This window comes from Pseudarthrobacter sp. NS4 (assembly GCF_024758005.1).
Classification (GTDB): domain Bacteria; phylum Actinomycetota; class Actinomycetes; order Actinomycetales; family Micrococcaceae; genus Arthrobacter.
In genome coordinates this window covers 3,698,697-3,723,226 of sequence record NZ_CP103288.1, presented here as the reverse complement: position 1 = coordinate 3,723,226, position 24,530 = coordinate 3,698,697, and the positions used below count along the sequence as shown (strand labels likewise).

At 65.2% G+C, this 24,530-nt stretch carries 21 protein-coding genes; 13 read left to right on the top strand and 8 right to left on the bottom strand.

What is annotated here, in order from left to right; genetic code table 11:
* Positions 1-13 precede the first annotated feature (13 nt).
* Together NXY83_RS17630 and NXY83_RS17625 are read left to right on the top strand one after the other, a co-directional pair.
* Entirely contained in the window at positions 14-901 is an 888-nt protein-coding gene (locus NXY83_RS17630; RefSeq protein WP_258803507.1) for a class I SAM-dependent methyltransferase, read from the top strand.
* Between the two features lie 200 nt (positions 902-1,101).
* On the top strand, positions 1,102-2,553 hold the full coding sequence (locus NXY83_RS17625) for an HNH endonuclease signature motif containing protein (protein WP_258803506.1): 1,452 nt from the start codon (positions 1,102-1,104) through the stop codon (positions 2,551-2,553).
* Here the strand turns inward: NXY83_RS17625 and NXY83_RS17620 are convergent.
* On the bottom strand, positions 2,528-3,109 hold the full coding sequence (locus tag NXY83_RS17620) for a GNAT family N-acetyltransferase (protein ID WP_258803505.1): 582 nt from the start codon (positions 3,107-3,109) through the stop codon (positions 2,528-2,530). The two genes, NXY83_RS17625 and NXY83_RS17620, sit on opposite strands and share 26 nt — an antisense overlap.
* A gap of 275 nt (positions 3,110-3,384) precedes the next feature.
* Here NXY83_RS17620 and NXY83_RS17615 point away from each other — a divergent pair, with 275 nt between their 5' ends.
* A complete protein-coding gene (locus NXY83_RS17615; protein ID WP_258803504.1) occupies positions 3,385-3,831 on the top strand; it encodes an SRPBCC family protein in 447 nt (148 codons plus the stop codon).
* A gap of 415 nt (positions 3,832-4,246) precedes the next feature.
* The gene (locus NXY83_RS17610) at positions 4,247-5,281 is read left to right on the top strand and encodes a hypothetical protein (protein ID WP_397427606.1); all 1,035 of its coding nucleotides are present in this window, start codon (positions 4,247-4,249) and stop codon (positions 5,279-5,281) included.
* A 97-nt stretch (positions 5,282-5,378) separates the two neighbouring features.
* On the opposite strand, the gene NXY83_RS17605 is transcribed toward NXY83_RS17610, so the two are convergent.
* The 4 genes from NXY83_RS17605 to NXY83_RS17590 all read right to left on the bottom strand — a co-directional run bounded on the left by NXY83_RS17605 (position 5,379) and on the right by NXY83_RS17590 (position 9,053).
* Positions 5,379-5,612 carry a hypothetical protein gene (locus tag NXY83_RS17605; protein WP_258803502.1) on the bottom strand — a complete coding sequence of 78 codons (234 nt, stop codon included), beginning with the start codon at positions 5,610-5,612 and terminating at the stop codon, positions 5,379-5,381.
* Positions 5,613-5,662: 50 nt separating this feature from the next.
* Entirely contained in the window at positions 5,663-6,136 is a 474-nt protein-coding gene (locus tag NXY83_RS17600) for an SRPBCC family protein (RefSeq protein WP_258803501.1), read from the bottom strand.
* Positions 6,137-6,278: 142 nt separating this feature from the next.
* Positions 6,279-7,511, bottom strand: coding sequence for an amidohydrolase family protein (locus NXY83_RS17595; protein WP_258803500.1), 1,233 nt, complete (start codon positions 7,509-7,511; stop codon positions 6,279-6,281).
* Between the two features lie 87 nt (positions 7,512-7,598).
* The gene (locus tag NXY83_RS17590; protein WP_258803499.1) at positions 7,599-9,053 is read right to left on the bottom strand and encodes a DUF3100 domain-containing protein; all 1,455 of its coding nucleotides are present in this window, start codon (positions 9,051-9,053) and stop codon (positions 7,599-7,601) included.
* A 162-nt stretch (positions 9,054-9,215) separates the two neighbouring features.
* Between NXY83_RS17590 and NXY83_RS17585 the strand changes: the two genes are divergently transcribed.
* From NXY83_RS17585 to NXY83_RS17570, 4 genes are all read left to right on the top strand, one after another.
* Positions 9,216-10,703: an amidohydrolase family protein gene (locus NXY83_RS17585; protein ID WP_258803498.1), complete on the top strand. Its 1,488-nt coding sequence runs from the start codon at positions 9,216-9,218 to the stop codon at positions 10,701-10,703.
* 171 nt (positions 10,704-10,874) lie between these two features.
* Positions 10,875-12,209, top strand: coding sequence for an amidohydrolase family protein (locus NXY83_RS17580; RefSeq protein WP_258803497.1), 1,335 nt, complete (start codon positions 10,875-10,877; stop codon positions 12,207-12,209).
* 72 nt (positions 12,210-12,281) lie between these two features.
* Positions 12,282-13,268 carry an ornithine cyclodeaminase family protein gene (locus tag NXY83_RS17575; RefSeq protein ID WP_258803496.1) on the top strand — a complete coding sequence of 329 codons (987 nt, stop codon included), beginning with the start codon at positions 12,282-12,284 and terminating at the stop codon, positions 13,266-13,268.
* A 42-nt stretch (positions 13,269-13,310) separates the two neighbouring features.
* Entirely contained in the window at positions 13,311-13,979 is a 669-nt protein-coding gene (locus NXY83_RS17570) for a GntR family transcriptional regulator (protein ID WP_258803495.1), read from the top strand.
* A 216-nt stretch (positions 13,980-14,195) separates the two neighbouring features.
* On the opposite strand, the gene NXY83_RS17565 is transcribed toward NXY83_RS17570, so the two are convergent.
* Together NXY83_RS17565 and NXY83_RS17560 are read right to left on the bottom strand one after the other, a co-directional pair.
* On the bottom strand, positions 14,196-16,076 hold the full coding sequence (locus NXY83_RS17565; RefSeq protein WP_258803493.1) for a pectinesterase family protein: 1,881 nt from the start codon (positions 16,074-16,076) through the stop codon (positions 14,196-14,198).
* Complete coding sequence (locus tag NXY83_RS17560; RefSeq protein WP_258803492.1) at positions 16,076-17,446, bottom strand: pectate lyase family protein; 1,371 nt, start codon at positions 17,444-17,446, stop codon at positions 16,076-16,078. The genes NXY83_RS17565 and NXY83_RS17560 overlap by 1 nt, the downstream gene beginning before the upstream one ends.
* A gap of 213 nt (positions 17,447-17,659) precedes the next feature.
* On the opposite strand from NXY83_RS17560, the gene NXY83_RS17555 reads away from it, so the two are divergent.
* From NXY83_RS17555 to NXY83_RS17535, 5 genes are all read left to right on the top strand, one after another.
* The gene (locus NXY83_RS17555; RefSeq protein WP_258803491.1) at positions 17,660-18,451 is read left to right on the top strand and encodes a GOLPH3/VPS74 family protein; all 792 of its coding nucleotides are present in this window, start codon (positions 17,660-17,662) and stop codon (positions 18,449-18,451) included.
* 30 nt (positions 18,452-18,481) lie between these two features.
* Positions 18,482-18,994, top strand: a complete 513-nt coding sequence (locus NXY83_RS17550; RefSeq protein WP_258803489.1) for an OsmC family protein — start codon at positions 18,482-18,484, stop codon at positions 18,992-18,994.
* 245 nt (positions 18,995-19,239) lie between these two features.
* Positions 19,240-20,649 (top strand): MFS transporter, encoded by a 1,410-nt coding sequence (locus NXY83_RS17545; protein ID WP_258803488.1) that lies wholly within the window; start codon positions 19,240-19,242, stop codon positions 20,647-20,649.
* A 57-nt stretch (positions 20,650-20,706) separates the two neighbouring features.
* A complete protein-coding gene (locus NXY83_RS17540) occupies positions 20,707-21,960 on the top strand; it encodes an aminopeptidase P family protein (protein ID WP_258803487.1) in 1,254 nt (417 codons plus the stop codon).
* 84 nt (positions 21,961-22,044) lie between these two features.
* Positions 22,045-22,884 (top strand): IclR family transcriptional regulator, encoded by an 840-nt coding sequence (locus tag NXY83_RS17535; RefSeq protein WP_258803486.1) that lies wholly within the window; start codon positions 22,045-22,047, stop codon positions 22,882-22,884.
* Between the two features lie 13 nt (positions 22,885-22,897).
* On the opposite strand, the gene NXY83_RS17530 is transcribed toward NXY83_RS17535, so the two are convergent.
* Positions 22,898-24,466 (bottom strand): PucR family transcriptional regulator, encoded by a 1,569-nt coding sequence (locus tag NXY83_RS17530; protein ID WP_258803485.1) that lies wholly within the window; start codon positions 24,464-24,466, stop codon positions 22,898-22,900.
* Positions 24,467-24,530: the final 64 nt, after the last annotated feature.

Sequence of the window (24,530 nt, the reverse complement as noted above, 5' to 3'; positions counted from 1 at the left end):
ATAACGTGATGGCGTGATCGTCCCCAACATCTCCCAGAACGCCGTGGCGGTCGCGGATCACTACGACGAGCTCGATCCTATTTATCGGCGGGTGTGGGGCGAGCATGTCCATCACGGGCTATGGGTGACGGGTCGCGAGACGCCCGCCGAGGCGGTCGAGGCGCTAGTCGACATGGTCGGCGACCGGCTGCGCCTTATGCCCGGCGAGGCGTGCGTTGACATCGGCTGCGGCTATGGTTCCACTGCAAGGCAGCTCGCGGTGACACGCAGGGTCCGCGTTACCGGCTTCACGCTTTCGGGCGAGCAGGCCGACTATGCCGCCGCGCATCCCGTACCTGGCGTGGATATCCATCTCCGCGACTGGCTCGTCAACGGGCTGACCGATGCCTCGGCCAGTGCCACATGGGCGATCGAGTCGAGCGAGCACATGGTCGACAAGCCCGGGTTCTTCGCCGAGGCGCATCGCGTGCTGTCGCCCGGCGGCCGCCTCGTCGTCTGCGCGTGGCTCGCCGAGACTGAAGCCAGCGGATGGAAGGTTCGCCACCTGCTCGAGCCGATCTGCCGAGAAGGGCGCCTGCCCTCGATGGGCACGCGCGAGGAGTATGAGGCGATGGCGATGGCGGCGGGTTTTGAGATCGCTGGCTATGAGGATGTCAGCCGCCGCGTCGCGCGCACATGGCCGATCTGCGCCCGTCGACTTGTGAAGGCCTTGCTCGTTGATCGCGAGACCCGTCGCCTCGCTCTTGGCGCACGCAATCGCATCTTCGCTCTGAGCGTCCCCCGACTGATCCTGGCCTACCGCACAGGTGCGATGCGCTATGGGATATTCACGCTGTCGAAGGCGCGGGGGAACGGGGCTCCACGCGAACCCGGCAAATCAACGCAGCAGGAGCCAACCTGATCGCCAGCGCCACCAGCAGCACTAAGGTCAAACTCTGGAAGAACAGAACGAGGGCACGGGCGCCGAGGCCCGCCATACCCTCAGAGGGACGGGGCAAACTGTTGTACACCGGGCACCCTCCAACGCGTAGCAGCCGTTCGCACCACTCAGCAACAACGGGAACTTCCTAAAATGTCACACCCCCCTGTCATGCTTTGGCTATGGAAGCTGGTGTGGTTATCGATGTGGGCGGCAGGGCCGCGGTGGCCGCTGCCGTTGCGTCGGTGGCCGGGCTGGTTGATGAGCTTGTGGCTGTTGTTGCCTCCCCGCCGGCCACCCTGGATGGGCCTGACCGTGTTCCCGATGCTGATGCTGATCCACTGCAGGAGTTGTCCGAGGTGTGCCTGGACGGGTTAGGGGTGCTGGCGCGGGTCGAGGCCGCGACGGCGGCGGCGAAGGTCCGCCTGGTGGCCGCCTACGCGGAGGCAGCAGATGCGATGGAAGCCCAGCCGGCCAGCGCGTATGAGGCGTCGGCGCGGGAGATGAGCCGGGTGGCAGAAGTCGCGTGCGTGCTCACCATCGGCGAACGCGCCGCATCCGCCCTCCTTGGAGAAGCCCACGCGCTGACCACGTCACTGCCGGCGGCACTCGATGCGCTGCAGACCGGCACCATCGCCTGGCAGCACGCCCGCATCGTGGTCGAGGAAACTACCGGCCTTACGCCCGCCGCAGCGTCTGCCCTGGAGGCACACTTCTTCGACCCGGACGCACCGAACCCGGCCCGCGGTGCCGCGCCCGGAGAGCTGGTGCCCGCCCGGTTCCGGCGGAAAGTCCGGGCCTGGCGCGAACGCCACCACCCCGAGTCCGTTGAGAAACGCCACGCGGAGAAATTGGCCGACCGGCGGATGGAGTACGCCCCGGACCGGGACGGCATGGCCTGGCTATCGCTCTACCTTCCCGGGGACACGGCCTTGGCCATCTGGAACAAAACCACCGCTGTTGCCCGCGGCCTTCAAGACCCGCACGAATCACGCAACCTCACCCAGTTGCGCGCCGACGTCGCCGCAGGGCTGCTGCTGGGCAGTGCGAACCAGAACGCCGGAGAAGTGCCCTCGCCTAAGGCTGATGTGCTCGTTACCGTCCCGGTCTTCTCCCTCCTTGGCCTTACCGACGAACCCGCCCATGTCGATGGGTTGGGCCCGGTCCCGCCATCGATGGCACGCAGGCTCGTTGCCAACGGTGCGAGCTCGTTCTACCGCGTTTTGGTGGACCCCCGCGACGGGGCACCGCTGGAAATCGGGCGCACCAGCTACCGGCTCCCGGAATCGCTGAAGCGGTGGCTCAGGATGCGGGACGGCACATGCACTTTCCCGGGCTGCAGCAACCACACTCAGGATAATGACGTGGATCATCTCACCGCCTGGCAGCACGGTGGGAGCACCGGGATCAGCAACCTTGGACAGGCGTGCCCAAAACATCACCGGCTCAAACACCGGTCGGCATGGACACCAACGCAGGCAACGAAGGATCAGCCACCTGGCTGGATTTCACCGACCGGCCGATATTATCCAGCCGAGCATCCGGACCGGGAACCACCACTTATGCCACCAGGCTGCGTGCCCGCCGCCTTCAGCCCACTGGAACAGGTCATCCTGACGCACCTCGCCGCCTGAGGCTCATTGCCGCGGGACGTGCCTCGCCGCCTGACGGAACGGCGGGACGGCTGTGTTTGCGGTGCCCCGTTGGATCGGGTCCCGACAGGCGGAGCTCCATGAAGACGCTGTTGGGGTCCAGGACGTAGTGGGCGAAAGGCGGGCACTGGGTGAAGCCGTGTCTGGCGTACAGTCGGCGTGCGGGAGCGAAGTAGTCCTGGGTGCCAGTCTCAAGGTAGACGCGCTCAAGGTTCCGGGCGCGGGCGTCGTCGAGGATATGGCGGAGCATCAGGGTGGCTACGCCCCGTCCCCGTGCGCTTGCCGTAGTGCGCATGGACTTGATCTCGCCGTGCACCGCGGACCCCGGCGGGGACTCTAACAGTTTGAGTGCGCCGCACCCCAGCAGATCGCCGTCTTCACGGGCGGTCCAGAACGTAATTGACGGCGCGGACAGGGCGGAATGGTCCAGGGCATGGACGCTGTCGGCCGGGGACGTGGCAAACATGTCCGCCAGGTGTTCGCTGAGGAGCTGATGGACGTCGCCGCGTGCGGGGTCGTCCCGGTCAATGGAAATCATCGGGCTTAAATCTACCGGCGGGCGCTGCCAGTGCGCACCAAACGAAAGCGGACGACGGCGGGCGCCTCCCGCCGTCGTCCGTCCTATCTACGACCTCCCGGTGCCTGATTGGCATAGCAGATTGGGCCAGCGGTGGAGCGACGTCCTGGGGATTCCAAAGGTCTGGACACAGGTTGCGGCCGGACTTATCGTGCAGAGGTGGCGGCTGCCTGACTGGCAGGATGGCAAGCTCTGCCGGTCCGCTGTTGCGGCCGTCCGTCATGAGGAGGAAGCAGATGGAACAAGTTGAAGAGACCGTTGAAGTCGCAGTCCCGGTGCGGACCGCGTACAACCAGTGGACCCAGTTCGAATCCTTTCCGCAGTTCATGTCCGGTGTGGAATCCGTAACCCAGCTGACCGACACCACCAACCACTGGGTTACCAAGGTGGGTGGCGTTCAGCGCGAATTCGATACTGAAATAGTCGACCAGGAGCCTGACGACCGGATCGCCTGGCGCAGCATCGACGGCAAGTCCCACGCCGGCATCATCCGGTTCACGCCGCTGGATGCCAATCACACGAAGGTCAAAGTCCATTTCGAATGGGCGCCGGAAACCGTCACCGAAAAGGCAGGCGCGGCACTGAAGATCGACGAGATGCAGGTAAAGGCCGACATGCGGAAGTTCAAGGACTTCATTGAGTCGCGCGGTACCGAAACCGGCGCCTGGCGTGGCGAAGTCTAGGAGGGCGGCCCGACTGGCCGGAAGTGCCAGACCAGCTGAGCAATCAACGCCTTAGAACAGAAGGCGGACGACGGCGGGTGCCTCCCGCCGTCGTTCTTTATGCCCTGTGTGCGGCGTCGTTCTCCGTTACCCGCTCCACCGGGTCGCCTAATCTGCGCATCGGATGCCTGTCACGTCCGGTTCACCTTTCGGCTACCCCACAGCCCTCGGACGTTTTCACGTAACCAGCAGTCTTTTCACGCACCCTTTCTGTCCGGCACCCCCAACGCCCGGGCGGACATCCCCGAGGTACCAGGAGTACTCCGTGTTCGTGAAAAGCACCCTCGCCGCCGTCGCGGTCCTTGCCTCCCTGGCCGGAACGGCAGCAGCCCCGGCCCAAGCCGAGGCAACCAAGCCCGCTCCCCGGAACATCCCCATGCCTTCAAAGACCTTGAAAACTACGACGGCGGCAGTCGTCCTGGTGCTCGGCCTCCTTGCGTCCCAGCCCGCCACTGCAGCCAACGCCGCCGACAATCAGGCGTTCACTTTCGGCGTCATCGGCGACATCCCCTACGGCGACGCCGAAATCGCCAAGTTCCCCGCACGCATCCAGGACATCAACGCAGACAAGGAACTGAAGTTCGTCACCCACGTGGGTGACATCAAGAACGGCTCCTCGGTCTGCTCGGACGAGTACTTCACCAACATCCGGACGCAGTTCGACACCTTCGCGCACCCGCTGGTCTTCACCCCGGGCGACAACGAGTGGGTGGACTGCCACCGCACCAACAACGGTGCCTACAACCCGCTGGAACGGCTGGACAAGCTCCGGGAAGTCTTCTTCAACGAGCCCGGCAAGACCCTTGGAGCCACCATGCCGGTGAAGACCCAGGAGAACCTTGGGTTGCCCGAAAACGTCCGCTTCAACCAGAACCGCGTAGCCTTCTCCGTGCTGAACATCCAGGGCAGCAACAACTCTCTGCAGCCCTGGAGCGGTTTGGGCAACACCACAGCCACGCCCGAGCAGTTGACCGAAGTTGAACACCGGACGAACGCCGTCCTGGACCAGATCCGCGGCACCTTCGCGGACGCCGAGCGCCGCAACGACCGCGCCGTGGTGCTGATGACGCAGGCCGACATGTTCGATCCGTCGCTGCTCGCCGCGGCCACCGCCAACCCGGAAATCGTTTCCGGCTTCCGTGAAATCATTGCGGCCATCATCGAGGGGACCAACAGCTTCGACCGCCCCGTCTACCTCATCAACGGGGACAGCCACGTCTTCGCCGAGAACCAGCCGCTGGCCGCGGGGTCACCGTGGCTGGACATCTACGGACAGCCCGCCGCGGACGACCTGCAGCGCATCACCGTGGACGGCTCCGCCAATGCCACCAACTACGTCCGGTTCACGGTGGCCGGCAACAGCTCCGACGCCGGCGTCCTGACCTGGGAGAAGGTCCCCTTCAGCCAGTAGGCACCAAACGGAAGCGGACGACGCCGGGAGGCCCCGGCGTCGTCCGCTTCCTAATATCGGTCCTGGCTGTCTCGAATCAAAGGCGGGCCTTCACTCTTCAGACCCGGTCGGCAGCCTCGGTTTCCCCGGCATGACGGGCGCAGTTCGCACAGCAGTACATACCTTCGGCGCTCTCAACCCCGTGCCCCAATATCCGGCAACCGCAGTGGTTGCAGGCGGGTGCCATGGCATGGATGGCGCACTCGAAACTGTCATATGTGCCGGATTGGCCGTCTTTGCTGATCGTGAAGGTTTTGTCGTAATCGTTTCCGCAGGTATCGCAGATCGCCATGGTGAAAACACTCCCTACTTATAAGGGATGGTTCGAGACGTTCTGTCGCCTCAGATTTGCCCGGTCGGGCCGCTGTCTTCCACTTCTCCGCGCCAGGCACCCGTTTCAGTGCCGCGGGACTCAATGAAATCCTTGAATTTGCGCATATCGGCCTTGACCTGCATTTGATCGAGGTTCAGGGCGGCTCCGGTTTTTTCAACGAAGGTTTCCGGGTCCCATTCGAATCTGACGGCGACCTTGGTGTCCGTCGGGCCCAGTGAGTCGAACGTGACTACACCCGCGTGGGATTTTCCGTCGACGCTGCGCCAGGCAATCCGTTGATCGGGTTGCTGTTCCACGATCTCGGTGTCGAATTCACGCTCCACACCGCCTATCTTGGTCACCCAGTGATTGGTGGTGTCAGTCAACTGGGTGACGGACTCAACACCTGACATGAACTCAGGGAACGTTTCAAACTGTGTCCACTGGTCATACGCCGTCCGCACGGGAACAGCGACCTCCACAGTTTCTTCTACTGTTTCCATCTCTTTCCTCCTAAATAGGTGGCATTAATATGGTAAGCACACTTAGTACCTGTGTGACTAGGGGAAATGCTGTTGCGGGCGCACAAAGATGACGGACGACGGCGGGAGGCCCCTCCGTCGTCCGTCACGGGCGGGATACGGGTTACACGACCGGTCTCGGAAGAACGGTCAGCCCATCGGCGACGATCCGGCCATCGTGGATGACGGTCCGGTCGGCGCCGCGGTCCATGACGGTGCTCGTGATCGTTTCGCCATCGACCAGGACGATGTCTGCCGGATCTCCAACAGCGAAGCCGGGCCGGTCGTCGGGACCAGTGAGGCGCTGGACGGAGCGGTCAATGATGGACGCGCCCCCAATCGTGGCGATCGCCGCGCAGTGCTCGATCAGGCGGTCCTTGCGCAGCCGGTGGGTAAAAGCCAGCTGCCACGTGCGTTCGAGCATGTCGCAATTGCCGTAGGGGCTCCAGTAGTCCCGCTGGCCGTCCTCCCCTAAACCGACGCGGATACCGGCCTGGGCCAGCTGGGCAAGGTCGAACTGGCCGCCGCCGCTCGCCGGGGCGACGGTCGCCCAGGCGATGTCGAGTTCTGCCATCTGTTCCACCAGCCGGGCGGTCACATCGGGGTGGATGTTGGCCAGATCGTACGCATGGGACAGCGAGACGCGTCCTTGCATGCCCAGGGCGCGGGTGCGGTCGAACACAAGCTCAGCGCTGAAAACCCCCAGGTGGCCAGGCTCGTGCAGATGAATGTCGACGTCGACCCCGTACTTCTCAGCCAGACCGAACACGATATCGAGGTGGCGGACCGGGTCCCGGTCCAGCTGGCAGGGATCAATACCGCCAATAGTGGTGGCGCCTGCACGGAGGGCCTCCTCAAGGAGCGGCACGGTGCCCTCCTCAAGCAGAAGACCGGCCTGGGGGAAAGCCATGACCTCTACCCTGGCGGCGTGGGCGAAGCGTTCCTTGGCGGCCATCACTGCCTCGAAGCGTTCAAGCTTGCAGTCCACGTCGACCTGGGCGTAGGAACGGACGCGGGTGGTGCCCCGCGCAATCATCCGTTCCAGCGTTCCCGCCACAACATCGCGGTAGGGGACGGGGGTATCGCGCCAGTTTTCCCGGTCGTTGCACATCATATTCCACACTCCGGGCGAGGCAGTGTGCTCCCGGAACGGCAGCCCGATGCGGGTCGAGTCGAGGTGGACGTGCACGTCGGTGAACGCCGGCATGGCTATGCGGTTCCGTCCGTCCACTGCCACGCCGTCAGCATCGGACAATACGACGGCGGTCCCCGCCGGGTGAATGGCTGCGATCCGTCCCTCGCGGACCTCGAGGTCCACGGCGTCCCTGCCCCAGGGGCGGACATTGGCGATGATCATGGTGCATTCCTTTCGGCTGGTGCTACGAACCACAGTAGGGAAGGTGCCGATCCCGCGGGACCGGCACCTTCCCTGCCGCAGCGTGTACTAGAAGTTCAAGGCAACCTGCGCGATGACTGCCGCGGCGATGAAGCTGGCCGTGAATGTCATCAGGGCGACAATGACAATCTTCCAGCTCAGTGAGCGCAGTGCCTTGACGTCCCTGCCGAGTGACATGCCGATCAGTGCGATCATCGGCAGGCCCGCGAACAGGACGTTGATGTTCTGCGTCGTGGAAGCGATGAAAGGACCGAAGGGAAAGAAGGTCGCAGAGGCAATGGTGGCCAGAGCCAAAACCCAGATGCTGGACGGGACCGCGGGAACGAGCTTTGCGAGCACGAGTGCGACGGCGGTAAGGGCCAGCAGGATGAGCACGCCGACGACGTCCAAGGGCCGCGCCGAACCTGTGCCCAGAGCGTTCAACAGGATACCGGCCCCGCCGGTCGCGGCGAACGCAATCAGCCATGTCCTGCGTGACCTGACGACGGTGGGGTCCGCCTCGATGCCGTTGACATCCACAGCCTCGATATCCGGCGATTCATCCGATTCACTCAGGGCCCCGCTTGTGCGTGCCTGGCCTGAGGTGCCCGCGACGGTTCCGCCTGCACCTACCAGGGAGCCGCGCCGGACACGGCGGCCCAGGTCGTCACGCCCGAACAGGCGCGACCACATCTTGTAGAGCTTCTGGCACATCGGCAGTGCGATGAATACGCCTGCGTAGAATCCCACGATGTTGGTGACGAGGTTGGACAGTGCGGCGAGGGCCATGATTTCCCCTGCCATCTCCGGATACAGGATGGACAGGGCACCCACGCCGCCGAGCATCATGGACGCGGAGCCGAGTCCGAGGCCCAGCGCGAGGGCTCGGGGATCAAAGAAGTCCAGCCCGCCGAGAAGGCCGGCCAGGAGGGAGATGAACACGGCGCCAAAGACGCTGCCCAGCACCCACACCGCGAAGACGCCGCGGTACTCGGGGGAGCGGACGCCGAAGCGCTGGATGGCGAAGGCAAGGTAGGACTCACGGTCGATCGACCAGGTGGCGCCGATTGACGTGCGGCCCAACCCGAGCGCAACTGCCACGGGCAGGGCCAGGATCACCGTGCCCACCACGTGGCCGACCTCCTGCAGGAGGATCGCGGGGCCGATGTTGGTGAACTTCGTCAGCGACGGGCCGATTTGGGTGCCGAGGCCTGCGAGGAAGAAAACAATGGATACGTCCATCAGGTGGGTGGACACTGCACGGGCACGCCCTCCGATGGGTTTCCATTTCTGGACGCCGAGGAATCCGCCGATGAGCACGGTCCACAGGATGGGCATCAGGACGATGGCGGCCGGGCCGAGATGGAACTTATGGGTTCCGATCATGATGGCCACGGCGCACACAGCGGTGGAAATCCCGATCATCGCGAGCCACATGGCGGGACTGGCACGGAAAGAACGTGTGGGCGGCGTGTCCACTAAGGCAGTCGCGGGGCCGACTGTGGTCTTCGCTTCATTGCGCATGACGCAGGCCTTTCGAGGGGGTTGGGGATCCTGGGCAAGACATCTCGCTTTTGCGAATCTTGCGCTTGGTATACCAAAAGACTGTATACTCGGAACCACTGAGAGGCAAGTCACATTTTCAAATGCCCGGGTGAGGCCCCGGCCCCTGTGCAAGGAGGCACGTTGTACAAGAAAATTTCGGCCCGGTACGTTCTGGGATTCGATGGAAAACAGCACACCCTGATTGAGGACGGTGAAGTCGTCTTCGAGGGTGACTCCATCGTCTTCGTGGGACGCAACTACGACGGTCCGGTTGACGAGGAGCGCCACTACGGCCAGAGCCTGATTATGCCTGGCCTGATCGACCTGGATGCCTTGGCTGACATCGATCACCTCATTCTGGACTCGTGGCCCTCACCGGAGGTTGCATCCGGCCATCTGTGGTCTGAGGACTACTTCGCCAACGGCCGCCGGGATGTGTTCACACGGGCCGAGCGGGCCAAGGTCCGCGAGTTTGCACTGGCACAGCTCGCCTTGCACGGCATTACGACTTACATGCCCATCGCCTCGGAGATCCACAGCTCCTGGGCCGAGGGCCTTGACGAACTCATGGATATGGCGGCGACAAGCCTCCGGATCGGCCTGCGTGGCTACCTGGGACCCGCTTACCGGTCAGGGGTCCATGTCACTACAGCCGCAGGCGGCCGCGAGGTCCACTTCGACGAAACCCAAGGTCTTGCGGGCCTTCGCGACGCAGAGCGATTCCTGGACTATGCCGCCGCCCTCGCAGATCCGCTCGTCACCGGGGCCTTGCTGCCGTGCCGGATTGAGACACTGTCCGAAGACCTCATGCGGGAAACCGCACGGATCGGCCGGGAGTGGGACGTTCCGGTGCGGCTCCACTGCCTCCAATCCCCGCTGGAGGACGATCTCCTGCAGCAGTCCGCCGGACGCGGGGTGCTGGAACTGTTGGAATCCACCGGCCTGTTCGGCACCCGGCTTCTGATCCCGCACGGTGTGGTAATCAACGGCAAGGACCCCGCAGCGTCGGCTCCGGGCGGGCCGCTGGACCTGCTTGCCCGGCACGGGGTCAGCATTGTGCACTGCCCGCTGACGTCCTTCCGCTATCAGAAGCAGCTTGTTTCGTTCGACCGCTTCCGTGCAGCCGGCGTCAACCTGTGCCTCGGCACCGACTCCTTCCCGCCCGACCTGGTGCGCGGCATGGACGTGGGCATGCACCTGGCCCGGCTGGTTGAGGAAAGGCCCGACGCCGGGACCCTGGCTGACTACTTCGACGCCGCCACCCTCGGCGGGGCACGGGCCCTCGGGCGGGCTGATCTGGGAAGGCTCGCCCCCGGTGCGCAGGCCGACATCACGATCGTTTCCCTGGGGCACTTCGGGAACGGGGCCGTCGAAGACCCACTCCGCACGCTCGTGCTGAACGGCACGGCGCGCCAGGTGACCGATACCTTCGTGGCGGGGCGCGCCGTCGTCGTCGACGGTGCACTCCCGGGTTATGACCTCGATGCCCTGCGGGCTGAGGGGCAGGGGCTGTTCGACAAAATGCGGGCGGCCTACTCCACGCGGGACGTCCGGCACAGGGACCCGGAGCAGCTGTTTCCGCCCACCTATCCGCGGGCGGAAATCACAACGGCCGTCGCCGCCCGCTAATGGTGGTGCATTCCTCAACTCTTGGCTTGGTATACCAAGCGCGGTAGGGTGAGGACTCAGGAGGGCTGCCAGCACCTTGCGGGTACGTTTATCCGCCCTCCCGGGAATCCCGGTTTTGAACTACTTGTATCGGCCCGCTCCTTCGGCAGGGCCCGTCCCTTGGAGAAAACAATGTGCCTGCACGATCACACGCCCGCTGTCCCAGTCGCCGCTGTTCCACGCCGCGGCATCCTGGCCGGGGCAGCCGCCTTGGCCGGAATCTCGGTGGCCGGGCTTGCAGCCCAGCTCGGTAGCGCCCCGGCCGCGAAGGCGGAAGGTAACGCAGCGAATCCCGGCTACCCTGGCCGCCCCGCGTCACCCCCGCCCCTGATCATCGAGGGTGGCACCATCGTTGATCCGAAGACGGGTGGTGTGGTGGAAGATGGGGTCCTGGTGCTGGAAGGAGGCAAGGTCACCGCCGTCGGCAGTCGGGAGGAAACCCGGCGTGAAGTGGCTGCCCTTGCCGGCCGGGCACGCATAGTGGATGCCTCCGGCCGTTGGGTCCTTCCCGGCCTCATCGACGTGCATGTCCACGCAAATGCGCTGTCCGATGCCGGGGCCATCCTGCAGGGCGGGGCCACCAGTGTCAGGAGCGGCTCGAGCAGCTTCTACCAGGACGTTGCCCTCGCTGCCCTGCCTGTCTGGGCAGCCGGCGCCTCACCCCGGATGAGCCCGGCAGGACTGTTCGTTTCGCCGGAGTTGGGGGACTCGCTCCTCGCGGACCCCGACCTCGCACCACTCGCCTCCCTCCAAGGGGGAGTCACCGAGCCCACGGACCTTGCCTACCTCACCCGGGTCAACCTGAAACGCGGTGCCCAGGTCATCAAGACCCGGGCCAACCCGCGCGCCGGTCTGGCTGAGCAGGACCCCCGCGAACTGGTCTACGGCTACGAGCAACTCTCCGCGGTGGTCAAGGCGGCCGGCAAGGCGGGCGTCCTGTGCCACGCCTACAGTGCTGAGGGGATTGACGGTGCCGTCCGTGCCGGAGTGCGCAGCATCGAGCACGGCGTCTTCGTCAGCGAGGAGACGATCTCCCGGATGGCCCGCCGCGGCACCTACTTCACGCCCACCATGGATGCCATCACCAGCATGGCACGCTCCTCCAATCCGGTCCTCGCCGCGCGGGGCGAGGAGTACACCCCGGTCATCAGGGCAGCGGTGCGGGCAGCCCATGAAGCCGGTGTGACGGTCGTGGCAGGCACGGACTCCTTCGGGTCGGACGTGACTCCGATCGGCACGGAAGTACGGCTGCTCGCTGAAGCCGGACTTTCCCCGCTGGACGCGCTGAGGGCCGCGACGGTTAATGCGGCTGCCCTGCTCGGTTGGAGTGGGAACGCCGGACGCCTGGTGCGCGGGGCCTTTGCAGATGCCGTCATCGTGGACTCCGATCCATTGAACAGCGCCTCCGCCCTGGAGCAGATCAGTGCGGTGGTGGCACAGGGAGTCCTTGTGCGGAACACCCTCTGACCGGCCGGACGCACGCCTCCTCCTATCCCGGCGCCTCCTGGTCACGCGCCGTCCCTTCCAGAAAGCCATCTCATGACCCTGATTCTTAAAGCCTCCGAGCTCCAGGCCCTGGCCGATATGCCCGGGACAATTGCCGCCGTCGAGCGCGTCTTTGCCGGCCTCAGCCGGGGCACTGCTGTCCAGCCGGCGCCGGATTCGCTCCTCCTGCCGTCCTCGGACGCGAGGTTCCTGCCCATGGCGGCGCTGTCCGACGCAGAGGAGCTGGCATCGGTGAAATTGCTGGCGGACATCCCGGACAACGGGGCGGTCAGCCTGCCCACGCAACGGTCCACCATCATGCTCGTCTCCCAGCTGAACGGGGAAACCCTGGCGATCCTCGACGGCAAAGTCCCCACCCGCGTCCGCACTGCCGCCGCCAGCGCCGTGGCAACGAAGCTCCTCGCGAGGCCCGGCAGCACCACCTTGGGACTGGTGGGGGCGGGTGCCCTGGCCGTGGCACATGTGGAAGCAATCCTGGCCGTCCTGCCGATCGAAAACGTGGTGGTGTGGTCCCGTTCGGCGGACACCGTCGGCGCCTTTTGTGACGGGATTTCCGACTACGGGCTGAACATCACGCGGGCATCCAGCGTCCGGGAAGTGGTGCAGACTGCCGACGTGCTGTGCACCCTGACGCCGGCCGTTGAACCTGTGGTTAAAGGCGAGTGGTTCCAGCCCGGACTCCATATCAACGCCGTCGGATCACGTCCGAGGGCGGATCACCGGGAGATCGATACGGCAGGAATGCTGCGGGCAAGGATCTTCGTCGACAGCATCGCAACGGCGAGGGCCAAATCCGGTGGGTTGATCATCCCGGTGGCCGAAGGCGTCATGGGCTTCGAGGATGTGGAGGCTGAACTTGGTGACGTGGCCGCCGGGACAAAAGCAGGGCGCCTGGGGGATGAGGACGTAACCTTGTTCAACTCGGTGGGCATCGGCCTGCAGGACCTTGCCATCGGGCGGCTGCTGTATGACGCTGCGCTCGACCAGGGCGTCGGCACGCACATCGAGCTGAATAATTGAGAAAGCGGGGCAGTTAAACGCTGCCACATAACGGAGGCTTCAGTGACAGTCCAGGCGGAATCTCCCGCGTCCTCGGCCGATACTACCCGCGCACGTATCCGGGAGTTGATCATCTCAGGGGAGTTCGCTCCGGGATCCCGGCTCAGGGAACGGGAGCTGTCCCAAGCCCTGGATGTTTCCAGGGTTCCCGTCCGGGAAGCCCTCCAGCAACTGGAAGCCGAAGGCTTCATTGATACCTCGCCCCGACGCGGGGCTACCGTCAAGCAGATCACCCTCCGGGACGTCAACGAGCTCTTCGATGTGCGACTCAGCCTCGAAGTCCTCGCCGCGCGCCTCGCCGCCCAGGCCGCGGCCAGTGGGGGGTCATCGTCGCGCCTGCAGCAGGTAATGAGCCTGGCAGAAGAGGCAACGCTCCGGCACGACCATGCCCAGATACCACTCATAAACACGGCGCTCCATGCAGAAATCGTGGCGCTGGGGGGCAACTCGCTATTGGAGTACTCCATGAAGCCTCTGCTGGGCAGGATGCAGTGGCTCTTCACCCTGACTGGGCACCGTGACCCGCAGGTGCAGTGCGCGGAACACCTGGGCCTGTGCCAGGCAATCTATGACGGCAAGGCGGACCTTGCTGCGGCGCTTGCCTTCGCACATGTCGAGCTGGGCCGTGAACCGTCGCTCCAAGGACTTGCCGGGCGACTGCCGGAACGGTGATCCCCCCGTCGCCGTCGGACGCTCACCATTGGGCAGGAGTGTCCCTACGGCTGTGGCCATAGGTGAAATATGCTGGGCGCCCTGGTCCTGCGCGGCCAGGCGCCCCCAGGCGGCCCGACTGGACCCTCCCCACGAACATCGCCGATAGGCGCTCAACGACGGTGGCACTAACGTGAACGGACGACGGCGGGAGGTCCCGCCGTCGTCCGCCAAGAGTTACGCGGCCACCTCCGATGGCACTACGCTGCAGTCCGCCGTCGTACCCGCAAGTTGCGGTGCCCAGCCGTCCGTGCCCTGCAGGTAGTTCCTGACCGTGAAGTTGCCTGCCTCAGCCCCAGGCAACTGCGGACGGTCGGGGGTCACCTGGGCGCCGGGACCGCGGTTGTTGTACTCGTGGAACCGTGCCTCCCGCCATGAGAACCCGCTCATGTCGGTCCAGGGCGTGCCGGAGATGTGGGCGCCGAGCCACGAGTCCCTGACCAGGACCTGCGCCACCGCTCTCGGGTCACCGCTCGGATGCCACGGCCTGCCCAGGTGGACGGTATTGGCCGCAGCATCCGAGACAAGCCGGCACTGGTCAAAGAGGTAGCCATACGGAATCGACAGATCCAGGCTTCCTGCCGTCACATAGCCATTGTTCGTCGTCGAGGCGCGGTCCAGGGACTTGATCTCGCAGCCACTGAACACAGCGGTGCCGCGGCCGAAGATGAAATCAACGTCGCCTTCCACGTAGCAGCCGTCAAAGTAAAAGCGGGCCTGGACGCCTGACCGGGGCGAATTAACCAGGAGGGTGTCCTGGTTGCCAAGCATCCTCACGTTGGACAACACCGACCGGTCAGCCGTGATGTGCAGCGCGACTGCCTGGCGGTCCTTCATCCCCATGTTGGCGGCCTCATCGAAATCATTGCTGAACGTCAGGTTCCGGGCCACGAAGTCCGCCCCGTCAATCCGTACGGACGCGCTCCCTGACGTGCCGAAGTTTCCGGTGCCGTCCGGCTTGGGCGTGCCGGATGCGTTGTTGAAGACGAGCACCACATCCTCCGGCCTGCTGCCTTGCCCAATAAACGAGATCCGGGGCTTGTTGCTCGGCACCCGCACGGCCTCCCGATAAGTGCCCGGCTGGATCCTGATGACCGTCCGCCGTGTGCTGTTCGACGGCACGGAGTCGACGGCGGACTGTACGGTCGCGAAGGTCCTGCCCGGTCCGACGTCGAGCGTCACCGGGACATCGATGGGGCGCTCCGCCGGCCAGTACATGTCCAGCAGCGGATCGGCGCCGCCGTCGAGATTCCGGAAGTAGCCCGGCGGGGCAATCTCCTTGGATTGCAGTTCGCGTGCCACGAGCCGGGCCACCGCCAAGGCGCCTGCGGCCTGGAAGTGGGTGTTGTCCTCGGAGCCCTGCGGATACTGCGGGTGCTCGCCGGGAGCCAGGAACAGGAAGTGCGACTTGGTTCCTTCCGGCCCCAACTGCTGCCACAGGTCCTTTGAGGAAGCCGCCAGGTCCACCAGCGGGGTGCCGGACGCCGCAGCGAGTTCCCGCACAGCCTGCGGATACGCGCCGTGGGAATCACGGGCATTGCCGAACGAATCAAAGCGGCGCCGTTCCACGGGAGTGACCAGGACGGGCCTGCCTCCGCGTGCTTTGGCCCCGTCCACGTAGCGGCTCAGGTACTCCTTGAAGGTGGAGTCCGGAAGCGTTCCCCTGGCCGGGTCCGTCACCTTCTCGTCGTTGTGGCCGAAGGAGATCAGCAGGTAGTCGCCGCGCTGCATCAAGGCCAGCACACGGTCCAGCAGTCCGGCGTCGGCAAAGCTCTTGGACGACGCCCCGGACCAGGCGTAGTCAAAGACGGTTGCCTGCGGCCCCAGCAGGAGCGGCAGGGCCTGTCCCCAGCCGGCGCGGGGACGCTCGGATTGTTGGTACGCCGACGACGTCGAGTCCCCGACGACGAAGATCACCGGCTTGGTGCGGGGTTTCGTTGGGTCAAGGGTTGTCTGCGTGAAGGCGTTCGCCATGCCCGTTCCCGAGAGGGCCACAGTTCCTGCGGTAAGTGCCAGGGTGGCCAGGACGCTGCGCCGGCTCGGCAGAATGGCGGCCATCAGCCTTTTCCGCCTGCGGTGAAGATGGGGCCGGTGGAGCTCTTAAGCAGTCCGGGTACGGCCTGGGCAGGATGGACTTGGGTGCGCAGCGTGGGCGTCCAGGAGGTGTCCTCCGCCAGCTGGTTTGCGGGCGAGGCGCTGGCGTTGTACACGGCGCGAAGGTCCGTGATCTTGCCGTTGACAGTGTTCCCGATGGTGGTAATGACGCTGCCTTTGTAGCGCCCGATGATGTTCGCGGGGTCAATCCCGGCCGGAAGCGTGAAGGCATTTGCCTCGGCGTAGAGGTGGGAGTCGAATCCGGCGCCGAACGTGTAGCCGTAGGGAACAGTGCTGTCCTCCGTTACCACGTAGTGGTTGTTGTACACGTCCACCTGGCCGAAGCGGACCCGGGGGGCGCGCTGGCCGACATTCACAAACTCGTTGTGGTGGATGGTGACGCGGAGCTTGCCGGGGTCCCCACGGTTGGTGTTGTCAGTGGAGCCGATCAGCAGCAGCTTGTCATGGTCAGCGAACCGGTTGAAGGACATCGTTACCAGGTCCGAGCCGTTGGTGACGTCCACGGCGCCGTCGTGCACCTGGTAGGGGCGGCCGAAGTAGACGGGCTGGTTGCTGTCCAGGTTGGGGGCGTCGGTGAATTCGGAGTGGTCGATCCAGACGTTGGTGGCCTTGTTGATCACCTGGAGCATGTCGTACTCGCTGTTCCAGTTACCCTCGGACCCGTCCGTCGGATCCCAGGACGGGAAGCAGTCATGGGCGTCACGCACTGTGAGGTTGCGGACGATCACGTTACTGGCGCCGTTGATGCGCAAGGCCGCTCCCGTGATGCTGCTGTCCGGAGTGGCGCCGACGACGGTGGTGTTGCTGGGAATATCTACGCGGATGTTCCGTGCCTGTTTGGTGGCAGCCGCCCGCCTGGCGTCTTCCTGGGGGCCTGCCGGCTCCTTGTCCCGGCCGTAGGTGGCCGGGTCATAGTCCGTGAGGTACTGCTGAAGGCTGTAGCCGGTGCCCTCTGAATAGTTTTCGCAGGTCATCGGCGAGCCGTCCGGCGCGGTATTGGCGTCAATGGTGCCGTGCACGCGGACGATCTTCGGCTGCACGCCGGCGGCTGCGAAGGCCGCCTGCAGTTCGGCCTTGGTGGAGACGTCGTAGACGTGCGCGTCCACTGCTGCCGAACCGCCGGTGGTGCCTGTACCTGCGGAGGCCCAGCCGTCGCCCGGGGACAGGACCTGGCGCTCCAGGGGTGTCTGCGCGGTCTGGCCCGAGGGGCCCGCCACCGGGTTGGGGGATGCACCTGCAGGGGCCGAAACCATCAGCGCTCCTGCCACCGCTATGGCTGCGGAGATGGACAAGTAGGTACTGCCTTTTCGCATGTTTTCTCTTCCGTCATTGGAATGAACTGCGCTCCGGCCTGCGGCCACTATGACGCCGGTCACTGCGAAGCGCTGAAAAGGACACTATCGAGAAAGCGGTTTCTCGGCAAGGGGGAATTTTCACTTCGTCATCAGGCGCCTCAAGCACCGCCCTCGCGGGCTGCCTTTAAATCCGGCATTGTGATGGCCGTCTTGCGGGCGCACCATGGTCTTATGAACGAGGAATCACCGAAGGCGGCGGAGCTGAACCTCCCTCAAGCCTTCCTCCTTCTGGCAACAAACGATAAAGACGGAAAACCTGAAATTCCGGTGTTCGCGCTCAGGACCACCCTGGCAGGAGCCATACTGGCCGAGCTGGAAATGATCGGTGCCATCGAGCTGCAGGGGAAGCATGTCAGGGCTACGGGTGCCACCCCCGCAACCGACCTGCAACGCGAGCTGGAGCTGATCCGTCACAAATCACGGCCCCACAAACCCAAGCGATGGGTCTCCATACTGGAAGGCCGTGCCGAGGTGCAGCGCGTCTATGAGCGGATGGCGTCGCTGGGCATCGTGGAACCTGTCGGCGAAAAGCACCTGGGCTTTTTCCGGACCGTGCGGTATCCGGAGAAGGACCACGGTCCAGAAGCAGCCCTCCTGAAAAAGATCGAGGCGGCACTCAAGGGTTCATCCACCAAGGCCGGGGTACTTGATTCTACGGCGGCCGGCGCCGGGGCCACTGATGGGCAAGCGGCTGATACGGCGGCGCCTGACGCCGGGCCTTCCGATGCCGCGAAAACTGACGCCGGGCCTTCCGATGCCGCTCAGCCTGGTGGGCAACGGCCCGATGACAGGACCCTGGCTCTCATTGCGCTGGCTCATGCGGCCGGACTGCTCCACAAGCTCTTCCCGGCAGCCGACAGGATCTGGGCGGATGAGCTGGCGAAGGAGTATTGGCCGGCCCGGGCGGTGGAGGACGAACTCCGCATGATCAGGCTGGCGGAGGAAGAAGCCCCAGCATTGTGATGCTGCAGACTATGGGCGGAGGAACCACCGATGGGCAACTCGCGAATAGCCGAGGCGATCACGTCAGCAAAAACCTATCTGGCCGCCCATCCTGACGAAGCCCGTTACCGCGATTCCGTTGCATCCGCCGCCGTGGAGGACGGGCTTCGGATCCGCGTGGCCGGCCCCGATGGTTCCTCCCTCGTCACCGACATGGTGGCGGGTGTGGGCGGAACGGGCTCAGCTCCCTCGCCGGGCTGGCTCTTCCGTGCTGCCTACGCCTCGTGTGCGGCCACACTCATCGTGATGCGCGCCGCCGAGCAGGGCGTGGAGTTGTCCGGCCTGGAAGTCGACGTGGACGGCGAATCTGATGACCGGGGCATTCTCGGCATCGCGGACGACGTGCCTGCTGGCCCGGCAAGCATGCGCGTCGCGGTCCGGGTGGAATCAGCCGCGGATGAAGCAGCCGTCCGGGACATCGTCGAGTGGGGGCTGAAGCATTGCCCGGTGGACGATGCAGTGCGGCGGGCCGTCCCGGTGGAACTGGATCTCCGGCTCGGCTGAGGAGAAGGGATGACGGCGGAGATCGCCCCGTCGTCATCCGGTCTTCGTTCGTGCGGGAACGCCGTTGCTTCTCGTGCAACATTTGGATCCGGCGTACTCCGCCTCCGCTGGCCGCGTTTCACCTAGAGGCTTCCCAGTTAGGCTGAAACAATCTTGCCAGCCCTATTGACTGTGGCGTGGATCACGGCCTACCTTGAAACAACAGTGTTGCAACGAATGCAACTCCAACTCTCATTGGTGGACACATGAGCAACGAATCAAACGCACCCGGGGCAGGAGTCATTGCCGATGGCGCCAACGGCCCTGCTTCGGGCGCAGCTGCCGTACGTGCCTCAGGCTCCGGCGTGACTGATCCAACTAATGCCGTCACGGCCGGCGGGCCAGGCAAGGACGTCCGACGCCGGGTGGTTGCGGCCAGCTTTATCGGAAACTTCGTCGAGTGGTTTGACTACGCCGTCTACGGCTACCTGGCCGTCACCATCGCGACAGTCTTTTTCCCCGAATCGGATCCCCAGACCGGCCTTCTGCTGACGTTCGCCCTTTTCGCGATTTCGTTCCTGGTCCGCCCGCTTGGCGGGTTTGTCTGGGGCCACATCGGCGACAGGGTGGGCCGCCGGACGGCACTCTCGCTTTCCATCCTGATCATGTCCGGAGCAACGTTCTGTATTGCGCTGATTCCGGGCTACGACACGATCGGCATCTGGGCGCCCATCCTGCTCCTGATGATCAGGGTTCTCCAGGGCTTCTCCGCTTCCGGTGAATACGCCGGAGCATCAGCCTTCCTGGTGGAATACGCCCCTGCCAACCGGCGCGGCCTGTACGCCGCCGTGGTTCCTGCCAGCACCGCCGCCGGCCTGCTCCTCGGTTCCCTGATGGCCGGCCTGCTGACAGCCCTGCTGTCTACCGAAGCGATGCACAGCTGGGGCTGGCGGCTGCCGTTCCTCCTGGCAGCCCCGATGGGCCTCATCGGCCGGTACATCCGAACCAAGCTTGAAGACACCCCCGTGTTCCGCGAACTGGCCGCCGAGGACCAGGCCGTCAAGGCACCTGTATCCAGCCTCTTCCGGAACCACTGGCGACAACTCCTGCAGGCCGTCGGGGCCGTGCTGCTCAACGCCGTCGGCTTCTACGTGATCCTCAGCTACATGCCCACCTACCTGTCCTCCGAGCTGGGCCTGGGCGAAACCGAATCATTCCTGGCCACAACCATCGCGCTGATCACCTACATCGGCTTCATCTTCCTCACAGGCATGCTCTCGGACCGGTATGGGCGCAAGAAGGTGCTCATCAGCGCATCGGTCTCCTTCATCGTCCTGACCGTCCCCGCATTCGCGCTGCTGGGAACCGGGAACTTCCTGGTCGTCGTCCTGGTCCAGATCCTCCTGGGCGCCATGCTCACCCTGAACGACGGCACCCTGCCCAGCTTCCTGGCGGAAATGTTCCCCACCCGGGTCCGCTACAGCGGCTTTGCAGTCAGCTTCAACCTGTCCAACGCCCTCTTCGGCGGCACCGCCCCGTTCATGGCAACGCTCCTCATCGCGGCCACAGCCAACGACCTGGCCCCGGCCTGGTATCTCGTCGCTGCCGCCGTCGTCTCCCTGATCGCCGTGGCCCTCTCCAGGGAAACCGGCAAAGAGCCCCTGCGCCACGAATAGCTTTCCTCCTCAACCAACCGCACCTTAAGAAACGCACTATAGAAAGGCATCATCACGATGACCACCACTGCCGAGAACATCTCCTCCATCGCCGAACTCGAGCGCACCAAAGTGCTGCATAACGGGCAGAAGGAGAAGCTCACCTTCTCCGATGTGGAGTTCGAGCGCCGCCTGGCGGGCCTCCGTCGGATCATGGCAGAGAAGGAACTGGACGCCGTCGTCCTCACCAGCTACCACTCCATCAAGTACTACTCCGACTTCCTGTTCACCTACTTCGGCCGCTCCTACGCCATGGTGGTCACCAAGGACGACACCGTCACCATCACCGCCAACATTGACGCCGGCATGCCCTGGCGCCGCAGCTACGGCGACAACCTGGTGTACACGGACTGGCGCCGGGACAACTACATCCACGCCATCCAGGAGTCCCTGCGCACCCGCGGCATCAACGTCCGCCGGCTCGGCGTCGAAGACGACTCCCTGCCGCTGGACAACCGCAACAAGATCCAGGCCGCCTTCGAATCCGCCACCCTGGTGGACGTTGCCCAGGCCGCCATGCGCCAGCGCATGATCAAGTCCGCGGAGGAAATCGCAGTCATCAAGCACGGCGCCCGCATCGGCGACCTGGGCGGCGAGGCCATCCGCAACGCCATCACCGCCGGCATCACCGAATACGAAGTGGCGCTGATCGGCACCGAGGCCATGGTCCACGAAATCGCCAGGACCTTCCCCGACTCCGAAATCCGTGACACCTGGGTGTGGTTCCAGTCCGGCATCAACACCGACGGCGCCCACAACTGGGCCACCACCCGCAGGATCCAAGAACACGACATCCTGTCCCTGAACTGCTTCCCCATGACCTCCGGCTACTACACGGCCCTGGAGCGCACCCTGTTCTACGGCGAACCGGATGCCCGTTCCCTGGAGCTGTGGAACATCAACGTGGAGGTGCACAAGCGCGGCCTGGAACTCATCAAGCCCGGTGCCGTCTGCAAGGACATCGCAGCCGAACTGAACGAGATCTACGTCAGCCACGGCCTGCTGGCCAACCGCACCTTCGGCTACGGCCACTCCTTCGGCGTCCTCAGCCACTACTACGGCCGTGAAGCCGGACTCGAGCTTCGCGAGGACATCGACACCGTCCTCGAACCCGGCATGGTGGTGTCCATGGAACCGATGATCACCGTCCTTGACGGCCAGCCCGGCGCCGGCGGCTACCGCGAGCACGACATCCTGGTGGTGGGCGAGGACGGTGCCGAGAACATCACCAAGTTCCCGTTCGGCCCGGAGTACAACATCATCGGCGCGTAGGAGCCACAACCCGGAGCGGCGCCGCGGTCAACGCGGCGCCGCTTTCGGCGTCTCCGCCGAAGATAAGGAAAGATGATGGCTACCATGACCCCATCAGCAGCCAAGAACACCAGCGACCTCAACGCCCCGGCTAACGGCAACGGCAGCAACGGAAGCGCGGACACAAAAGGCGCATCCGTCGTCGTCAATGCCATCGCCGTCCTGCGCACCTTCACCGCGGACGAGCCGCTGCTGGGCGTCACCGAGATCGCCAACCGGGTAGGGATGCACAAGAGCACCGTCTCCCGGATCCTGGCCACCTTCGAGCAGGAAAACCTGGTGGAACGGGACCCGGAAACCCGCCGGTTCCGCCTGGGCCTCGGGCTGATCGCCGTCGCCGGGCCGCTGCTGGCAGAGATGGAAGAACGCCGCGTGGCCTACCCGGTGCTCCGCCGGCTCACGGAGCAGACGGGGGAGACCAGCGCCCTCATGGTCTGGAACGGTGACGAGGCCATTTGCGTGGAGCAGATCGCCAGCCACCACCAGATCAAACACACCACGCCCCTCGGCGCGCGGTACCGCGATGCCATGAGCGCCTCGGTGCAGGTCTTCCTCTCCACCCAGCCCGGCGAGCGGGTCCGCGAACTGCTCCGCAGCGGCACCATCACCTACCCGGGCCTGGACGACGCCGGCCTCGAGGCGTACGAAGCCAGGCTGCAGGACGTTGCCCGCAGGGGCTGGGCGGAGAACTACGGCGAGTCCTCCATGGACGAAGTGGGGGTTGCCGCGCCCGTCCAGGACCACCGCGGTGACGTCGTCGCCGTCGTGCTGATCCCTGCTCCCCGCTTCCGCGTCTCCCGTGAACGGCTCGAGAACCTGGGGGAGGCGTGCGTCACGGCAGCGGCCCAGGTGACCACCCGCCTTGGGGGCCGCACCACCAACTGAGCCCGGGGCGCACTTAAGGCAGGCCTGCCATCCGCACCGCCAGATGCAGGGCAGCCAACCGGCCCGTGCCCCGCGGGTCGCCGCCGCAGAGCTCGAAAATCCGTTGCAGCCGGTGGTGCATCGACTGCCGCTCCAGGTGCAGTTCCCGCGCCGACTGGGCGGTGTTGCAGCCGGAGTCCAGCCACACCTCCAGAGTCTCCAGCAGCTGCGACTGGCGCTGGGCATCATGGTCCAAAACCGCCCGCAGCTGCCGGTTCACAAACGCGTCCCGGGCCGATGCGTCAATACGAGTCAATGCAAGACTCTCCACGGCGGTGTCCTCTGCATCAACAACTACCAGGCCCTGGGAAGGGTGCCGCCTGCGCGGGGACGCATTCCGGCGTCGGATTTGGCGCACATCCAGGGCGCGGCGCGCTTCAGCCAGCGACCAGGCAGCTTCCGCAACCCCGCCTCCCAGCGGCCCCACGGCTATGGTCGCGTCGTGGTCGCCGTCCAGCCCCTGCATGGAGTCCAGAAGCTTCCGCCGCTCACCGGCAGTGTCGGTAGGGGGCAGGGCGATCATCACCACCAACTCTGCGTCGTCCTGGTAGGCGGCACTGGGGATCCGGTTGGAACTCAGGAATGACTCGATCGCGCGACGGAGCTTTTGGGGCGACGCCGCATGGATGGCCACCACCACGGCGGGGGAATCCGCCGGAAAACCGGCGGCCGGAGCCAGCTGCTCCAGGCGCCACGCCGGGGCGGTGGTAAGGACGGCCCGCATCAGTTCCGCCCCGGCCTGGGCATGCAGCCCCGGCGGCATGTGCTGCAGGAGCGCCAGGCCCAGGATGTCTACCGCGCGGTCACCGGCCACGCGCGCCAGGCCCGCATCCACCCCGTCGGGAATCTCCACCTCAAGCCGGCCCATGAGCACGCCGCGCACGGGAATGTCCACGCTGAGCACCGTTCCCCGGGCCACCTCGGGAAGGCCATCCTTTCCTCCCGGGCTGCTCCCGCCGTCGTCGTTTCCCTGCCAGTCAGCCGGCACCCCGCTGCCAAGGGAGACGCCCCAGGGGGAGATAAGCTTCACCGCCGAGCTGATGATGCCCGCCAGGACGCCGAGGATCTGGTCCAGCGACGCACCGTGCGCCAGCTCGGCCGCCATCGCGCGGGTGGCGGCGTCGGCCTGCTGGAGGTGGCCCACGGATTCGCTGACCAGGATGGAGTTGATGGCCTGCATGACGCCGACGAACGGCACCACCTTGCGCAGTTCCACCACGGTCAGGCCGTGCTCCTCCGCCGCCTCCAGCATGGCCTGCGGGATCTCCGGCAGGACGCCGCCGGTCTCGACAGCCAGGGCAGCGATGCCGCGCTGGGCCAGCTCACGGACGTAGGCGGCGCGCTTCTCCGGCGTTGCGGACGCCAGCGTGATACCGCCGCAGAGCAGCAGCTCGCCGCCGCGCAGCAGTGGGGCGATGTCCAGCACCTCGCTGGAGTGGACCCAGCGGACCAGCCGCTCCCCGGAGGTGCCGGGTGAATGCACCACGGGATCCGCTGCGGCGACGACGGGATGGGCGAGGATATCGCCGAGGGAGACTGACATGACACTCCGTACGGTACATGAGCTATTTGCTAGGCACATCGTATCTTGTTGCTTGTGATCAGGG

Excerpts from the sequence above, each read along its gene's own strand:
- NXY83_RS17545 (WP_258803488.1), top strand. The coding sequence starts at position 19,240 with ATGAGCAACGAATCAAACGCACCCGGGGCAGGAGTCATTGCCGATGGC.
- NXY83_RS17595 (WP_258803500.1), bottom strand. The coding sequence starts at position 7,511 with ATGATCATCGCCAATGTCCGCCCCTGGGGCAGGGACGCCGTGGACCTC.
- NXY83_RS17580 (WP_258803497.1), top strand. The coding sequence starts at position 10,875 with ATGTGCCTGCACGATCACACGCCCGCTGTCCCAGTCGCCGCTGTTCCA.
- NXY83_RS17615 (WP_258803504.1), top strand. The coding sequence starts at position 3,385 with ATGGAACAAGTTGAAGAGACCGTTGAAGTCGCAGTCCCGGTGCGGACC.
- NXY83_RS17610 (WP_397427606.1), top strand. The coding sequence starts at position 4,247 with ATGCCTTCAAAGACCTTGAAAACTACGACGGCGGCAGTCGTCCTGGTG.
- NXY83_RS17555 (WP_258803491.1), top strand. The coding sequence starts at position 17,660 with ATGAACGAGGAATCACCGAAGGCGGCGGAGCTGAACCTCCCTCAAGCC.
- NXY83_RS17600 (WP_258803501.1), bottom strand. The coding sequence starts at position 6,136 with ATGGAAACAGTAGAAGAAACTGTGGAGGTCGCTGTTCCCGTGCGGACG.
- NXY83_RS17530 (WP_258803485.1), bottom strand. The coding sequence starts at position 24,466 with ATGTCAGTCTCCCTCGGCGATATCCTCGCCCATCCCGTCGTCGCCGCA.
- NXY83_RS17590 (WP_258803499.1), bottom strand. The coding sequence starts at position 9,053 with ATGCGCAATGAAGCGAAGACCACAGTCGGCCCCGCGACTGCCTTAGTG.
- NXY83_RS17550 (WP_258803489.1), top strand. The coding sequence starts at position 18,482 with ATGGGCAACTCGCGAATAGCCGAGGCGATCACGTCAGCAAAAACCTAT.
- NXY83_RS17625 (WP_258803506.1), top strand. The coding sequence starts at position 1,102 with ATGGAAGCTGGTGTGGTTATCGATGTGGGCGGCAGGGCCGCGGTGGCC.
- NXY83_RS17535 (WP_258803486.1), top strand. The coding sequence starts at position 22,045 with ATGACCCCATCAGCAGCCAAGAACACCAGCGACCTCAACGCCCCGGCT.
- NXY83_RS17575 (WP_258803496.1), top strand. The coding sequence starts at position 12,282 with ATGACCCTGATTCTTAAAGCCTCCGAGCTCCAGGCCCTGGCCGATATG.
- NXY83_RS17560 (WP_258803492.1), bottom strand. The coding sequence starts at position 17,446 with ATGCGAAAAGGCAGTACCTACTTGTCCATCTCCGCAGCCATAGCGGTG.
- NXY83_RS17620 (WP_258803505.1), bottom strand. The coding sequence starts at position 3,109 with ATGATTTCCATTGACCGGGACGACCCCGCACGCGGCGACGTCCATCAG.
- NXY83_RS17540 (WP_258803487.1), top strand. The coding sequence starts at position 20,707 with ATGACCACCACTGCCGAGAACATCTCCTCCATCGCCGAACTCGAGCGC.
- NXY83_RS17565 (WP_258803493.1), bottom strand. The coding sequence starts at position 16,076 with ATGGCCGCCATTCTGCCGAGCCGGCGCAGCGTCCTGGCCACCCTGGCA.
- NXY83_RS17605 (WP_258803502.1), bottom strand. The coding sequence starts at position 5,612 with ATGGCGATCTGCGATACCTGCGGAAACGATTACGACAAAACCTTCACG.